Origin of the sequence: Streptomyces sp. NBC_00316 (genome assembly GCF_036158715.1) — a bacterium.
In the GTDB taxonomy this organism is placed as follows: Bacteria; Actinomycetota; Actinomycetes; order Streptomycetales; family Streptomycetaceae; genus Streptomyces.
The window spans coordinates 1,997,414-2,013,607 of sequence record NZ_CP108023.1 but is presented as its reverse complement, the minus strand read 5'-3'; the positions used below and the strand labels follow the sequence as shown (position 1 = coordinate 2,013,607).

Below are 16,194 nucleotides of genomic sequence, written 5' to 3'. Positions count from 1 at the left end.
AGTCACGTCATGCTGGACATCGCCGAAGAGCTGCACCGGTGGGTCGGGCAAGGACGCGAATTCGCCGTCGCGACCGTCGTGGCGGTCGGCGGGAGCGCGCCCCGGCCACCGGGAGCCGCCCTCGCCGTCGACCGCGACGGCACGGTGATCGGTTCGGTCTCCGGCGGGTGTGTGGAGGGGGCCGTGTACGAGCTGTGCCAACAGGCCCTCGACGACGGCACCACCGTACGGGAGCGGTTCGGCTACAGCGACGACGACGCCTTCGCGGTCGGGCTGACCTGCGGCGGCATCATCGACATCCTGGTGACACCGGTCCGTGCGGACGACCCCGCACGCCCGGTGCTGGCCGCCGGTCTCGCCGCCGCCGTGCGGGGGGAGGCGGCGGCGGTCGTACGGATCACCGACGGGCCGGCCGAACTCCTCGGCCGCCCGCTCCTCGTCCGTCCCGGTGGTTCGTACGAGGGCGGGCTCGGCGGACATCCGGAGCTGGACCGCACCGCGGCGGCCGAGGCCCGCGCGATGCTGGACGCGGGCCGGACCGGCCCGGTCACGATCGGCGCCGAGGGATCACGCTGCGGCCGGCCGCTCCAGCTGCTCGTCGAGTCGAGCGTCCCGCCGCCCCGGATGATCGTCTTCGGGGCCATCGACTTCGCCGCCGCCCTGGTCCGGGCCGGCAAGTTCCTCGGCTACCACGTCACCGTCTGCGACGCCCGGCCCGTCTTCGCGACGAAGGCCCGCTTCCCCGACGCCGACGAGGTGGTCGTCGACTGGCCGCACCGCTATCTGGCGTCGACCGCCGTGGACGCGCGCACGGCCGTGTGCGTGCTGACCCACGACGTCAAGTTCGACATCCCGCTGCTGGAGACGGCGCTGAAGCTGCCGGTGTCGTACGTCGGGGCGATGGGATCGCGCCGCACCCATCTGGAGCGCAACGAACGGCTCCGCGAGGCCGGCGTCACCGAGCTCGAACTGGCCCGGCTGCACTCGCCGATCGGCCTCGACCTCGGCGCCCGCACCCCCGAGGAGACCGCGCTGTCGATCGCCGCCGAGATCGTCGCCGACCGGCGCGGCGGCAGCGGCGTCCCGCTCACCGGCGCACACACCCCGATCCACCACGAGGGCGGGCAGCCGCCTGCCGGACACATCTCCTCGGTGGCCTGATCCGCACGGCCGGACGGTTCCGGCGTCTGCTCCGTCGACGGAGTGAGCGCATCTGCTGCTCGTCGTCCACGGGTTCCGTGATGTCGCGAGTTCGTTCCCGGGGAGCGAGATCGCGGTGACGCGTGCGGCGATCGAGGCTCGCCTCAAGGAGTCCGGCGACCGGCCGTGCGGGCTCACCGGAATGTGGCGCGACGCCGGCAGGTGAGCCGAACCGCTGCCCGCCCGCGGGTGAAACGAGTTGAAAAGAGGCGTAGTTGGGGGTGTTCGCCGGAACTCCCGAAACGGCGGAATGCCGCCACGGCGGTATCCCGCCAGCGGTGAGCGCAGACGCGGGTGTGAATTTGCCGGTACATCAACCCCATGACATTCACACCCTCCTCCGCTTCCGGCCGGGCGAGACCCGTGCGCGCGGGACGCAGGGCCCTGCTCATAGCGACCTCGGTCGCTCTTGTGAGTGGCGCCCTGCTGCCTGCAGCAGGTACCGCTTCGGCGGCGCAGGCCGCCCCCGGGGCCACCGCACCGTCCCGGACCTCAGTCCACCAGTACGACATCACGCTGCTCACCGGCGATGTCGTCCACTACGAGGACGGTGCCGGCAAGCAGGACACCGTCACCGTGGACCGACCCGACGGTGCGGCCGGCGGTGTGCATGTGCAGCAGGTCGGCGACGACGTCTACGTCCTGCCCGACGAGGCGACCGCGCTCGTCGCCTCCGGGAAGCTGGACCGCCGGCTGTTCAATGTCTCGACCCTTGCCAAGATGGGGTACGACGACAAGAAGACCGGTGGCATCCCGCTGATCGCCACCTACCCGGCGAGCCGGGCCCGTTCGCTGCCCGCCGTGCCGCGCGGAGCCAAGACGGTCCGTGAGCTCGACAGCATCCACGGTGCGGCGCTGAAGGCCGACAAGGACACCGCCCGGACCTTCTGGAACGACATCGCGCGTCCGTCCAACGCCCGGTCGCTCGACGACGGCATCGCCAAACTGTGGCTCGACGGGCGCGTCGAGGCGGCACTCAAGGACTCGGTGCCGCAGATCGGCGCCCCGCAGGCGTGGGCCGAGGGATACGACGGCAAGGGCACCAAGGTCGCCGTGCTCGACACCGGCATCGACCCGACCCACCCGGACGTCAAGGACCGCATCCTCGAGTCGAAGAGCTTCGTTCCCGGCGAGGAAGTCCTCGACAAGCACGGCCACGGTACCCACGTCGCCTCCACCATCGCGGGCTCCGGCGCCGCTTCGGACGGCGTCAACAAGGGCGTCGCCCCGGGCGCGGACCTGATCATCGGCAAGGTCCTCAGCAACGAGGGCTCCGGTGAGGACTCGGGCATCATCGCCGCCATGGAGTGGGCGAAGGCCGAAGGCGCCGACGTCGTCTCGATGAGCCTCGGTTCCGACATCCCGGACGACGGCACCGACCCGATGTCGCAGGCGGTCGACGCGCTCTCGGCGGACGGTGGCCCGCTGTTCGTGATCGCCGCGGGCAACGCGTACGGCGAGGGCACCATCGGTTCGCCCGGTTCGGCCGACAAGGCGCTGACCGTCGCCGCCGTCGACAAGCAGGACGTCCGCGCGGACTTCTCCTCCATGGGCCCGCTCACCCGGTCGAACGGGCTGAAGCCCGACCTGTCCGCCCCCGGCGTCGACATCAACGCAGCCGCCTCGCAGGCGGTCCCCGGCATCAGCGGGATGTACCAGCAGATGTCCGGTACGTCGATGGCGACCCCGCACGTCGCGGGCGCCGCGGCGATCCTGAAGCAGCGTCACCCCGACTGGTCCGGTCAGCGCATCAAGGACGCGCTGATGTCCTCGTCGAAGCAGCTGCCCGACTACACGCCGTACCAGCAGGGCACCGGCCGCGTCGACGTGAAGGCGGCGGTCGACACGACGATCGAGGCCACCGGCTCCGTCGCGGTCGCCTCGTACGACTGGCCGCACAGCGCGTCCGACCCGGTCGCCGAGCGCACGATCACGTACCGCAACACCGGTACGCAGGACGTCACCCTGGACCTGGCCACCGACACGGACTCGCCCGCGTACACGGTCTCGACGCCGAAGCTCACCGTCCCGGCCGGTTCCACCGCCGACGCCGTGCTGTCGCTGGACCCGTCGAAGGCCGAGGCCGGCACCACGTTCTCCGGTCAGGTCGTCGCGAAGGACGCGTCCGGCGCGACCGTCGCGCACACCGGCTTCGCGCTGAGCAAGGAGCGGGAACTCTACGACCTCACGTACAAGCTCCGCGACCGCGCGGGCGAGCCGATGGACGGCTATGTCGTCCTCGGCGATCTGAACGACCCGTTCGGCAGTCTCAACGTCGTCCCGGTCTCCGGCGACACCACGCTGCGGCTGCCCCCGGGCACGTACACCTCCTGGGCCTCCGTCGACGTCGACGGTGACCGCCCGGACTCGAAGGCCGTCGCCTTCCTCGCGGAGCCCGAGACGGTCCTCGACAAGCCGACCACCGTCACCCTGGACGCGTCCAAGGCCCGCAAGATCAGTGTGCGGACGCCGCAGGAGACCGAGACCCGGCAGCTGCGCTACGACATGGCCCGCACCACAGCCAACGGGATGGTCTTCCGCGACGCGTACCAGGTCCCGGTGACGTACGACCAGCTGTGGGCCAGCCCCACGAAGAAGGTCACCCAGGGCAGCTTCAGCTTCCTGACCCGCTGGCGCCAGGGCGAGAAGCAGATCGACCTGTCGGCCGACGGCCGTGATGTGCCGGCGGCCGTGCAGGGCGGTTCGCCCGTCGCGGAGAACAGCAGCCAGAAGCTGACCGGTGTCTTCGCGGGCAACGGTGCCGCTGCCGACTACCAGGGGCTGGACGTCAAGGGCAAGGCCGTCGTGGTCCGCCGCAGTGACGCGGTCGCCGCCGCCGACCGGCTGGCCAACGCGCTTGCCGCGGGCGCCAAGGCGCTCTTCGTCGTCAACGACGGCCGTGGTGTGGCGATGGAGCAGTACACCGAGTGGGGCACCACGACTACCATTCCGGTCGCCTCGGTCCAGCAGGGGGCCGGTGAGAACCTCATCAAGGCGGCCGCGCGCGGCGAGAAGCTCTCCTTCACCCAGCGCAGGTTCGCCCGGTACCTCTACGACCTGGTCGACCGCCACAACGGCAACATCCCGGACCACTCGCTCGCGTTCGCCCCGACGACCCGCGACCTGGCGAAGGTGGAGAACACCTTCTACGGTCACAAGGACGTGCTCGGCGGGGGCTACCGCTACGACATCCCGGACTACGGGCCGGGCATCGGCTTCCTGGAGTACGAGAAGTTCCCCGCCACCCGTGACGAGTGGGTGACCCCGCTTCCGGGCGACTCCTTCTGGTACGACGAGCACTCGGTCTTCAACGCCACGGAGACCGGCTTCGCGCACGAGATGCGCGGCGGCAACGACGACTACACGGCCGGCCGCACCTACGACGCCGACTGGTTCGCACCGGTCAGCCGGCCGCGTCTGGGCACCGGCTTCTGGGGTCCGTTCCGCACCGTCTACAACGACATGCAGTTCAACCTCACCCCGTGGACGGACTCCGGTGCGGGCCACTCGGGCTCGATGTCGGAGGACGAGTACGACACCACCACCACCGCCGTCTACCAGGGCGACACGCTGATCCGGAACTTCGCCGGCCGGGCCGGGTACGTCGGGGACCTCGCGTCCGAGAAGCTGCCGTACCGCTTCGTCCTCGACTCGACCCGCGACGGCGACGTGTGGAAGACCTCCACCCGCACGCACACCGAGTGGAGCTTCGTCTCGGGCGCCCTGGACGAGAACGGCCCCTTCCAGGCCGACATCCCGCTGCTGCAGCTGGACTACAAGGTCGACACCGACCTGGCCGGTGACGTCGCGTCCGGCCGGTGGACCGAGATCGGTCTGTCCTCCGGTACGCAGGAGTGGCTGGAGGGCTCGGTGAAGGCGAAGAAGGCATCGCTGTCGGTGAGTTACGACGACGGCAGGACCTGGGTCGCCGCGGAGGTGCACAGGACCTCCGAGGGCCACTGGACCGCCGGGTTCAAGACGCCCGGGAAGGCCGGCGGCTTCGTCTCGCTCAAGGCGCACACCGAGGACGGGAAGGGGCTCGGCGTCGACCAGGAGATCATCCGGGCGTTCGGTCTGAAGTGACCTTCCCCGCAGCGATCTGCTGAACGGTCCGCTCGAGGCGGCTGCGCACCCCGGACCGGGGTGCGCAGCCGCCTCTTGGCGTCCGGCAGCGGGGGAACGAGGGCGTCACCGCCGTGCGCGTCCCCACGTGAACGCCACGCAGAGCAGTACCGGCGCGGCCGCGAGCGCGAAGCACGCCGCGAGCGGCACCCGGCCCACCAGCAGGCCGACCGCGGCCGTGCCCGCCGAAGATCCGGCATTGACCGCGGTGTTGACCCAGGCGCCCGCCTGCGTTCGGCTGACCGGGCCGACGGACTCGTCCGCGATCAGGTACGCGGTGGTGAGGGCGGGGGCGACGAACAGCCCGGCCGCGGCGACCACCGCCACCATGACGTACAGGTTCGGTGACACCCCCGCCACCAAGAGGGTCGTCCCCAGCGCCACGGCAAGTGCCGTCAGCCGCAGCCGACTCGACATGCGCCACGAGACGGCGCCGTAGGCCAGACCGCCGACCGCGCTCCCGGCGGAGAGCGACGCCAGCACCCAGGCCGCGGCCGCACCTTGATGATGCAGTTCGGTGAAGGCCACCACGAGCAGCTCGAGAGCTCCCAGACACAGCCCCACGCCCGCCGTCACCACGACCGCGTGACGCAAACCGGCGACACCGAGCAGCCGTTGCCCGGTGGATCCGGAAGGGCCGGGCTGCGCCTCCTTCGGGGGGCGGGCACCCGTGCCGCGCACCGCCGGGGACGACACCAGCGCCATCGCGCCCACGAGGACGAGCGCGGCACTGACCGCCACGGCGGTCGCGGGCTCGGCGAACTTCACCAGCAGTCCCACCAGCAACGGCCCGGTGACGAAGAGCAGTTCCTCGGCCACGCCGTCCAGGCTGTACGCCCGCTGCAGCAGTTCCCTGTCGGGTACGAGGGTGCTCCACACGGTGCGCATCACGGGCCCGAGCGGTGGTGTGCAGGCACCGGCGGCCACGGCCAGCACCCCCAGGTGGAGCCCCGATGCGCCGGGTCGCCAGGTGGCACCCGCCACGGCGGAGAGGAGCAGCGCATAGACGGTGGCCATGGGCGGCAGGGCCCGGCGTGGCCCGTACCGGTCGATCAGTGCGGCACGGGCCGGCGAGAGAAAGACACTGGTCGCCCCGAACAGCGCCATGACGGCGCCCGCCACGGAGTACGAGCCGGTGGCCCCTTTGACCGCCAGCATCAGGGAGAGGGAGACCATCCCGTACGACAGCCGCCCCAGGAGTGCGGCACCGAAGGTGCGGGAGGCATGACGGGTACGCAGGACGGTCGCGTACGAGGGAGCGTGCGAAGGCGAAAGCATGAGGGCTTGTCCTCGGGAAGGCAGTGCGGAGACGGGCACTGCGCGTGTGCAGGGACGCCGAAGTGCCGCACCCGGGGTGACACGGGGTGCGGTCGGTACGGAGTCCTAGGCACAGGGGAGGAACATGTGTGCCAACGTAGCAGGTGGCCGATGGGTGCCGTCAGTCCCGCGGGCAGCCGACGTCGTCGGTGTCCGGGGCGACCCGTCGACGCAGGGAGACCGTGCATGCCGGACCTGCCGGCCCGGCGGCACCCGGTGCGCGCTTCGACTCCGACTCGCCCGCGCCGGGCCGGTACCGGGCGCGGGACGTCGAGCCGGAGCAGGGCGCAGCGGGGCGGGGTCAGCGCCCGGCCTGCAGCGCCGTCCAGGTGCTGCTGCCCGCGATCCCGTCGACGGCCGGCCCGCGGGCCGTCTGGTACGCGCGCACCGCCGTCTCCGTGGTGGCACCGAAGGTCCCGTCGGCGTCCACGGTCGTGCCGAGCGCCGCGGTCAGTGAGCGCTGGAGCCGCTTCACATCCGGGCCCGAACTGCCCTGCTGCAGAGTCGGTGTGGTGCCGGCCGAGAGCAGCGCGGTCCAGGTCTGCGCGCCGACGACGCCGTCGGCCGTCAGGCCGCGGGCCGTCTGGTACGCCTTCACCGCGCCCACGGTGCCCGCGCCGAAGGTCCCCGCCCCGTCGCCGGTGGCGAAGCCCTGCTCGTTCAGCAGCTGCTGCACCGCCTTGACCCGGGGGCCCGACGATCCGCTCTGCTGACTGGTGTACGAGGTGAAGCTCAGCCCGTCGCCGCTGCTGTCGGTGCCGTCGTCCTCGACGTAGCCCATGTAGAGGTTCCAGTCCCAGTACTTCCCCGGGTCGGTGTGGTCGCTGCCCGGCGCCTCGCTGTGCCCGATGATGTGCGTCCGGTCCTTGGGGATCCCGTACGTGTCGCACAGCGTGCGGGTCAGCGCGGCCGAGGAGCGGTACATCGCGTCCGTGAACCAGGACGGGTCGTCGACGAAGCCCTCGTGCTCGATCCCGAGCGCCGAGGCGTTGGAGTTCTTCGCGTGGTACGCGGTGTCGCGGTCGCGCACCGTCTGTGTGATCTGTCCGTCGGACGAGCGGATCACATAGTGGGCGCTCACCTCGGACGTGGGGTTCTGGAACCAGCTGATGGTGCCTGCGTACGACCCCTGCGTGACATGGATGATCACCTTGTCGATCTTCGCCGACCTGCCGACGGTGAAGTTGTGCGCATCGGCCGGGACCCACAGGGCGGACGGGTAGTCGGTGCTCTGGGTGCGTACGCCTGCGGTGGCGAAGGGGCCCTTCTCCGGAGCGACGGGCCGCGCCGCGACCGAGATCCGCTCGCCACCGGGGACGGTGGCGCTGAACCCGTGCGCCAGGAATGTGTAGACGGCGTCGGCGTAGAGAGCGGCGGTGCGGCCGGTCGAGCCGCTGTACTGGGCGACAGCCGGGTACCAGGCGTCGATGTCGTCGCGCTCGCCCCCGTCGAGGCCGAGCCTGTCCGCGTACCAGCGCAGCACGGCCGCACCGCCCAGGATGTTGGCCGCGGTGTCCCGCCGCAGCTGTGACAGCGGCTCACCGGTGAGGTCGGCAGCCTTCTCCAGCGTCCGGTTCGTGGGGTTGCTCACCAGGTGCATCACGCCGTACCCGTTCGCCTGGCTGGGGCGGCCGGCGTGGCCGTCGAGGTGGGTCTCGCCGTAGCCGACGGCGGCGAGCAGATCACGTGGTACGTCGAACTCCCCGGAGGCCCTGACGAATGCCTCGTTCATGGCCTGACGGGCGGCGGCCGCGGGCGCCGGAGGAGGTGCGGCGGGGGCAGCGAGGGCCGGTGTGCCGGTCGCGGCCAGCGCCGTGACGGTGAGGGCTGCAAGGACGGATGCGCGGACCCTTGAGTGGGCTGCGGCTCGTCTGGGCATACCTGCTCCTGCTCTGTGGGGAAGAAGAACGGCCCGGACCCCGAGTGAGGTGGGCCGAGGGCCGCGAAGCCGCTCACCGTATGCATCTGTTCAGGGCATGACAATGATCTTGTCGTGTGTCGAACTCCCATTCACTCCAATGGCGCGGGGGCGACGGGTGAGGGTCCACTGGGTGGAGCTGCGATTCGGACACCTGGACGGTCAACCACCGCACGGGGGGAACGCGGACGGGACGCCTCACCGCGAAGGCGTATAAAGGGTCCCTCCGGAACCGGCCGGCGTCACCCGATGGCACGTACACCTCACGCGGCAGGCGTCACCGCGTACGACAGCGGAGGAGTGCCTCATGGGCACGGCAGAAGAGATCAGCACCTTGCTTGTGTCGAACTTCGGAACCGATCCCCGGACCATCGGGCCCGAGGTGTCGCTCCATCAGCTCCGCCTGGACTCACTGGCCCTGGAGGAGTTGCGGCTCCTGATCGAGGACCGGATGGGAGTCGACCTGGACGATGTCCAGCTGTCCTCGCGGGACACCTGGGGCCGGCTGGTCGAGACGGTCGACGGCAAGGCGGCGGCGTGACCCCCCGCCCGGTCGCGGAGGGCCGCACGGCCGGTGCGGACGCCGAGGGCCTGCCGGGCGGTCCGTCCGCCGACGGTTCGGCGGCCGGTCAGGCCGCCGAGGTCCGGGCGACCCGCGCGCTCGCGGAGGACACGGCGACCCGCACGCTCGCCACGGGGCAGCCGATCCGACTGCCCGGCGAGGTCACGGCGCCCCGCCCGCCCACCGAAGGCGTGACGCCCCGTCCCGCCCCTCTTCGCCGTGTCCCGTCACCCCGCCCGGAACCGTTCAGCGCCGCCGTCACCGGAGTCGGGCTCGTCACCGCCGCGGGCGTGGGCGCCGGCAACACCTGGCGCGCCGTCTGCGAGGCGGCCACCGCGCCCTCCGTCCTACGGCGTCCAGAACTCGCCGATCTGCCCTGCGACTTCATGTACACCATCACGGGCCTGGACACGAAGGCGGTCCTCGGTGTGGCCGCGCACCGGCTGATGGACCGCTTCTCCCAGCTCGCCGTCATCGCGGCCCGCGAAGCCGTCGCCGACGCCGGGCTCGACCCCTCGGTCTGGGAGAGCGGGCGGGTCGCGGTCGTCATCGGCTCCGCCCACGGCGGTCTGCCCTTCTACGACGAGCAGCACGCCGTCCTCGCCGGGCGCGGCGCGCGCCGCGTCTCCCCGAAGCTCGCCCCGCTGACCGTCGTCAACGGCGCCGCCAGCAGCGTCGCCACGGACCTCGGCGTCCACGGCCCGAGCCAGGCCGTCTCCACCGCCTGTTCCTCCGGCACCGTCGCGATCGGCACCGCCCACCAGATGCTGCGCACCGGCGCCTGCGACATCGTCATCGCGGGCGGCGCCGAATCGGTGTGCTCCCGGCTGCTCATCGCCAGCGCCTGCCAGTTGAAGGCCGTCTCCACCCGCCGCGACGACCCCGGGGCGGCCTGCCGTCCGTTCGACGTCCACCGCGACGGCTTCGTCGTCGGTGAGGGGGCCGGGCTCCTCGTACTCGAACGCCCGGAAGACGCCCGCGCCCGCGGCGCCGGGATCCGTGCCCACATCGCCGGATACGGGGCGTCGAGCGACGCGTACTCCGCGGTCGCCCCCGACCCCGAAGGGCTCGGCATCGAACGGGCGCTGCGTACCGCCCTCGCCGACGCCGGGTTCGACGGCGCGGACGTCGGTCATGTCAACGCCCACGGCACCTCGACCGTCTCCAACGACCTCATCGAGGCGACGATGCTCCGCCGGGTCCTCGGCGACCGGGCCCTCGTCACCTCCACCAAGTCGATGACCGGACACACCCTCGGTGCCGCAGGCGGCATCGAGACCGCGCTGACCGTGCTCGCCCTTCAGCACCAGCTCGTGCCGCCCACGGTCAATCTCGACGCACCGGACCCGGAGATCCCCATCGACGTGGTCGCCAAGGAGGCCCGCCCGGGCCTGTTCGACGTCGCCGTCAAGACCTCACTCGGCTTCGGCGGCCACAATGCCGCACTCGTCCTCACCAGGGCCTGACGCAGAAACGGAAGACCCCGCATGCCCCAGGAGACCGTCCGCACGCTCTCGGTGAACGGACTGCGGTACGGCTACCGACTCCTGCAGCAGCCCGCAGCGCGCACCGAACCGGTCGTCATCCTCGGCGGCGCGCTCCAAGGGATGTTCGGCTGGCCCCAGATGGACCACCACGTGGGGGCGGTGGCCGACGTGGTCACCGCCGACCTGCCCGGCATGGGCGGGGCCGATCCCCTGCCGGACGTACCCAGTGCCGGGATCCTGCGCTCCGCCCTCACCCGGATCATCGACGACCTCGGTGTGGAGAGGGTCAACCTCTTCGGGTACTCCTACGGCACCTCGGTCGCCCTCCAGTGCGCCCAGCACGAGCCGGGCCGCATCGCCCGGCTGATCCTCGGCGGCGTGCCGTCGCACATCGACGACGGTCAGCGCGCCCACTGGCTGCGGGCCGAGGAACGGCTGAAGGCCGGTGACCTCGAAGCCGCCGCCGCGCTCGCCGCCGAGGGGCTGATGTGCCTCGACCCGGACCGCCGGGTCCACCGCAGGGAGCTGGCGCTGCGCTACGTACGCCGTTCCCTCCTGCACGCGATGTCAGGGTCCCCGCACGCGGCGGACTCCGTGAGCAGGGTGCTGGGCGACCCGCCGGACTTCTCCGGGGGGCTGACGGGCGTGCCCGCCCTGGTCTTCGCAGGCGAGCACGACACGGTGAGCTCACCCGCCCAGCAGCGGGAGTTCGCCGCCACGATCGAGGGCAGCCGCTTCCTCACCCTCACGGATTCCGACCACTGGGTCGTCCTGGAACGGCCCGACGACGTGGCGGACCTGGTGGCACGGTTCTTCACCGACCGCCCGCTCGACACCGCCCCGGGCGTCGCCACGCTGCCGCACCGGCGCCGGGCGGAACACGATGCGGCGGTCTCCGCATACGCGGTGCGACGGTGACCGGCCGATGACCGTGCGCCTGCCGAGCCGGCCGAGGCCCTGACGCCGCCCGGCCGCGCCGGCGGGCCCGAACGCCGTCCGGCCCCGGTTCCTTCCGTGGAGCCTGTCCACGGAAGGGGCCGGGGCCGGTCTCCCGACGCCCGCAGGGCGGGCCGGTCGGGCCGGGTTACATCAGGTCAGTGGTCACCGTGGACGGCAGCGTTCACGTCCACGCGCACGATCTGCGGGTCGTGGTCGCTCGCCTGGTCGGCGAACTCCGCGTTGATGTGCACCACGTCGTAGTCGAAGCGGCAGACGCCGGGGCTGGTCAGGATGTGGTCGAGCGTCTGCGAGTTGCCCTCGTACACATAGCTGTACTGCTCGTTCCTCGGCAGGGTGGTGATCAGCGGCTTGAGCGCTCCGTCGGAGGCCAGCTTCTGCACCGTCGGGGAGAACGCGAAGTCGTTGAGGTCACCGAGGGCGATGACCCGGGCCGACTTGTCAGCCGCCAGCAGCGACTTGACGAAGGTGTTGACCTCGGCCGCCTGCTTCACGCGCTTCGTCTCGGAGCTGCGCGTCGGCTCCTGGTAGCGGCCGTGCAGAGGCTGGTCGCCGCCCTTGGAGGCGAAGTGGTTGCCGATGACGAACACCGGCTTCCCGTGGAAGCGGAACTCGCCGACCAGGGGCTTGCGACTGTCGTCCCAGGCGTCGCTGGTCGGGTTGATGCGGCCGGGCGAGGCCGACAGCGTGACGCCCTTCCGAATGTCCACGGCCGTCACCGCGGTGGTCGCATCGCCGCCCGGACGGTCCACGAAGTCGACCCGCTCGGGGTTGAAGAGGAAGACGTTGCGGATGTTGCCGCCGGGCTCGCCGCCGTCCTTGCCGTCCTCGGGGGCGATGTAGCGCCACGCGTACTGCGGGCCGCCCGCCGCGACGATCGCGTCGGTGAACCGCTTGAGCGTCGCCTCGGAGCCGACCGTGCCGTCGCTGACCGCGCCGTTGTCGTCCTGGATCTCCTCCAGCGACACGATGTCCGGCGAGGAGAGGTTGACCGCGACCCCCTGGGCGAGGGTGTCGAACTTCGCCTGCTCGTCGAGCGCGTCCAGGTTCTCCACGTTGTACGTGGCGACCGCGAGCTCCTTGCCCTTCTGCTTCCGGGTGACCTCACGCCGCAGGTGGTGGTCGGTGAGCGTGCCGAGCTCGGTGGCCTGGAGGTTGTAGCCGCCGAAGGAGTCGTAGTCCAGGACACCGGTGGTGGTGCCGGACAGCACGTCGCCGACGTTCGCGACGGGGAACGGGCGGGTGGTGTCGAGCGACATCACCTTGATGCGACCGGTGTTCTGGTCGGTGTACGAGGAGTAGAGCGTGCCGCCGCGCAGGGTCGGGTTCTCGTTCGGCTTGACGGTCACCCAGACCTCGCCGTACGCGGTCGTCGCACCCGTGACCCGGGTGTCGGCGATCTCGACACGGGTGCCTTCGAGCGACTCGTAGCGGTCGAGGGCGTACGTCGCCGGGTCGAGGGGCAGCGCGTCGATCGAACCGCCGCCTGCCGAGGGGACGTACGCGCCGGGCACGGACGCCGCATCGAGCACGACCGGTGCGGGCAGTGCATTGCCCGACGACAGGACCGTGACCCTGGGGGCGGTGATCTCGGTGATCGACTGGGTGGTGGCCGACGGGTAGTACTCGTCCACCTTGCCGCTGACCAGCACCGCGTCGCCGACCGCGACGGCCGGGGCGGCGGAGCCGGTGTAGACGAAGACGCCTTCGCCGGTGCGGGCGTCCGCGTCCGGGGCCGCGTCCTGGATCCAGAAACCGCGCGAACCGCTGGTCCGCACCGCCGTGACGACGCCGGGGACCCCGGTCACCGACTGGCCGTCCAGCGGTGACACACGGGTGGTGCCCTGGATGTCGTGGATCCTGACCGGGCCGGGCTCGGTCGGGTTCCCCGGGTCGCCCGGACCCGAACCGCCGGACGTCTCACCGGCCGTGTTGACCGGTGTCGTGGCGCCCGCGGTCAGGTCGGCGGCGTTGTCGTCGGTGTCGGCGAGCGACGTACCGCGCGACACGGAGGCGGTGGCGGAGGTACCCGTCGCCGGCCCGCTGCCCTCCCGTACGACCGCGGAGCCGTAGCCGACGAGGTCCACGATGCGGGTGTCGGCGGCGCAGTCGGCCGCGGTCTTGCAGGTCAGCGGGGTGGTGCCGGAGACGAGTGCGATCGTGCCGCTGGTCGCGGACATGGCGACGGTGCCGGTGGCGTCCGGGGTCGGCAGCGCGACGGTGCCGCCGGTGCCCGCGGCCTCGGCGACCAGGTAGCGGCCGCCGGGGGCGACGGAACCGGTCAGCGCGGACACCTGCCACAGCGAACCGGCGGACGGAGTGCCGGGCAGGTACTGGACGCTGAACCCGGACAGGTCGTACGCGGCGGAGCCGGCGTTGGCCAGCTCGACGAAGTCGCGGGTGAGCGTCGCACCGGAGTTGCCTCCGCCGCCGTACACCTCGGAGATCACGGCGGTCGAGGACGGGGCCGCGAAGGCGGCAGGCAGCGCGGTCGCCGAGAGCGTCACGGCGACGGCGCCGGCCAGCAGGACGGAACGCGGTCTGGATATGTGCACGGTGAGCTGCCCCTCAGAGTGTGATGAGAGGCCACAAGCTATGCGCGTAGAACCAGTCATGACAAGGCATCAGAGGTTAATTCCAGGAATCGCCCGGATGCCCCGGTGCCCGGCCGGTCGCCCGGGGCGCGCCGGACAGGCACGTAGTTGCCGAACGCACCGATTCGCCCCGTGCGGTTGTCCATGATGCGGGCAGTGGTTTGACCGGGTTACGTCATTCCGGCTACGTTGCCCGCCATGCAGCGATCCGCACACCTGACGACTCGAGGTCATGTCGACCTCAAGCGTGTGTGCTCCGCCGCGTGTCACCAGGCCTGAGAGCACGACGCCCGCGCGAGCGGCGCACCCTCGGGTGCAGCCCATCGGATCTTCGCAGGGCGTTTCTCTCCACGGGAGAAGCAGAGCCGCTGACCTTGTTCGCATGTCAGCAGCGTCTGCCACGCGCTCCCTCTTCGAGGAGCGCGCACCGCCGCACCGGCTGCCCTCGAGGATCTGGAAGACATGGTGAAGAGTCTGTCCGCGCCCGTCCGGCGCCCCACCCCCCTGCGCCGCTCCGACCTGCCCGCCCCCGGGCCCGCCCGACGCGTCTCGGGCACCGGGTCCGTACTGAGCGCCATCCTCGACCACGGCCCCGTCGCCAGGTCCACCGTCGCCCGGCTCACCGGCCTTTCGCCCGCGTCCGTGACCGGGCACGTCGGCCGGCTGCTGGCCCGCGGACTGGTCCGGGAGAGCGCCGAGACCTCCGGGCCGCGCGGGCTCGGGCGGCCGCACATCCCCGTGGAGATCGACACCGGCCGCTACCTGGTGGCCGGCGCGCACATCGCCGTCGCCCACTCGACGGTGTCCCTGATGGATCTGCGCGGCCGGATCGTCGCCGAGGACCGGCGGCCGCACCGGACCACGGACCCGCACCGGATGCTCGGCGACCTCGCCGCACGCCTGCCCCGGCTCGCCACCGCGCATGCGGCGGGCCGGACCGTGCTCGCGCTGGGCGTCGCCACCGGACACCGGGTCGACCCCGAGGCCGGCGTGATCGTGGAGCATCCCCAGCTCGGCTGGCGTGATGTGCCGGTACGGGACGTCCTCTCCGCCGCGACCGGGCTGCCGGTCCATGTGGACAGCCACGCACGGGCGTTGGCGCGGGCGGAGCAGATGTTCGGCGAGACCTCGACCCGGACCAGCACGGTGCTGCTGTTCATCGGCGCGGTCGTGGACGCGGCCTTCGCCACCGAGGGCGCCATGCACCGGGGGCCGCGCTCCGGGGCGGGCGGCGTCGCCCATCTGCCGCTCGGAGCGGGCGGATCCGGTGGCGCCGAGCCCTGTTCCTGCGGGCGGACCGGATGTCTCCAGTCCGAGGTGTCGGAGCGGGCCATGGTGCGGCGCGCCGCCGAACAGGGGCTTCGGGTCGCCTCGTTCCGGGAACTGCTGGATTTGGCCCTGGCCGGCGAGGGGCGGGCGCTGGAACTGTTCCGGCGCCGGGCCGGGCTGGTCGGCCGAGCCGCGGCGCTGCTCCTGGACATGTTCGACCCCGAGGTGCTCGTCGTGGTCGAACCGGGGGCGGGCCGGATCCCGGAGTGTCTGGCCGAACTGCGGGCGCAGGTGGCGGAGCGATCCGCGGTCTGCGACGACGCCGAGCGCGCGGTGGTGCCGAGCAGCTTCACCGGCTCCGTACTGGCGACCGCGGGTGGCGCGGTGGCGCTGGGAGCCCTGTACGGGGACCCGCTCGGCCCGTGGCCCGCGCTGCCCGCGGTGTGCTGACGGAGCGGCACGGCCCCCGATTTAATTCAGAGAGTTGCATTGTTGACCGGGTCCGAGCCCGAGCGGGATGATGGATTCATGACCAGCCAGCAGCGGAAATTCCGGTACGCGCCCTCGGTGGCGCGATACCGCCGCGCGGCCGCGCCGGTGCGTATCGTCGCCCGACGTTTCTGTTGTCGCTCCTGTCCGGGTTGCCGATAACCACCCGCTGAATTTCGCGAACGGTTACGCGCCGGTGCGCGTCGCCTCAATTCTGCCTGCGCTCGACGTACGTGTGCGGAATTATCCTGTCACTTCCTTCGTTCCCATCCCTTCGCG

Annotated in this window: 9 protein-coding genes; 6 read left to right on the top strand and 3 right to left on the bottom strand. The window is 71.7% G+C overall.

The features are described 5' to 3' along the window. The first annotated feature begins 9 nt into the window (after window positions 1-9). Window positions 10-1,161: an XdhC family protein gene (locus OG878_RS08845; RefSeq protein WP_328886269.1), complete on the top strand. Its 1,152-nt coding sequence runs from the start codon at window positions 10-12 to the stop codon at window positions 1,159-1,161. A gap of 360 nt (window positions 1,162-1,521) precedes the next feature. Next, window positions 1,522-5,283 carry a S8 family serine peptidase gene (locus OG878_RS08840; protein ID WP_328886268.1) on the top strand — a complete coding sequence of 1,254 codons (3,762 nt, stop codon included), beginning with the start codon at window positions 1,522-1,524 and terminating at the stop codon, window positions 5,281-5,283. Between the two features lie 105 nt (window positions 5,284-5,388). Here the strand turns inward: OG878_RS08840 and OG878_RS08835 are convergent, their stop codons facing one another. Together OG878_RS08835 and OG878_RS08830 are read right to left on the bottom strand one after the other, a co-directional pair. Then, on the bottom strand, window positions 5,389-6,600 hold the full coding sequence (locus OG878_RS08835; RefSeq protein WP_328886267.1) for an MFS transporter: 1,212 nt from the start codon (window positions 6,598-6,600) through the stop codon (window positions 5,389-5,391). A gap of 340 nt (window positions 6,601-6,940) precedes the next feature. After that, window positions 6,941-8,518, bottom strand: a complete 1,578-nt coding sequence (locus OG878_RS08830; protein WP_328886266.1) for a peptidoglycan-binding protein — start codon at window positions 8,516-8,518, stop codon at window positions 6,941-6,943. A 346-nt stretch (window positions 8,519-8,864) separates the two neighbouring features. On the opposite strand from OG878_RS08830, the gene OG878_RS08825 reads away from it, so the two are divergent. The 3 genes from OG878_RS08825 (at window position 8,865) to OG878_RS08815 (ending at window position 11,524) form a co-directional block, all read left to right on the top strand. After that, the gene (locus OG878_RS08825; protein ID WP_328886265.1) at window positions 8,865-9,098 is read left to right on the top strand and encodes an acyl carrier protein; all 234 of its coding nucleotides are present in this window, start codon (window positions 8,865-8,867) and stop codon (window positions 9,096-9,098) included. A 212-nt stretch (window positions 9,099-9,310) separates the two neighbouring features. Then, complete coding sequence (locus OG878_RS08820) at window positions 9,311-10,585, top strand: beta-ketoacyl-[acyl-carrier-protein] synthase family protein (protein ID WP_328891185.1); 1,275 nt, start codon at window positions 9,311-9,313, stop codon at window positions 10,583-10,585. A gap of 21 nt (window positions 10,586-10,606) precedes the next feature. Further along, on the top strand, window positions 10,607-11,524 hold the full coding sequence (locus OG878_RS08815) for an alpha/beta fold hydrolase (RefSeq protein WP_328886264.1): 918 nt from the start codon (window positions 10,607-10,609) through the stop codon (window positions 11,522-11,524). Window positions 11,525-11,700: 176 nt separating this feature from the next. Here the strand turns inward: OG878_RS08815 and OG878_RS08810 are convergent, their stop codons facing one another. Beyond that, entirely contained in the window at window positions 11,701-14,118 is a 2,418-nt protein-coding gene (locus OG878_RS08810) for an endonuclease/exonuclease/phosphatase family protein (protein ID WP_328886263.1), read from the bottom strand. Between the two features lie 504 nt (window positions 14,119-14,622). Between OG878_RS08810 and OG878_RS08805 the strand changes: the two genes are divergently transcribed. After that, a complete protein-coding gene (locus OG878_RS08805) occupies window positions 14,623-15,876 on the top strand; it encodes an ROK family protein (RefSeq protein WP_443049245.1) in 1,254 nt (417 codons plus the stop codon). Window positions 15,877-16,194 lie beyond the last annotated feature (318 nt).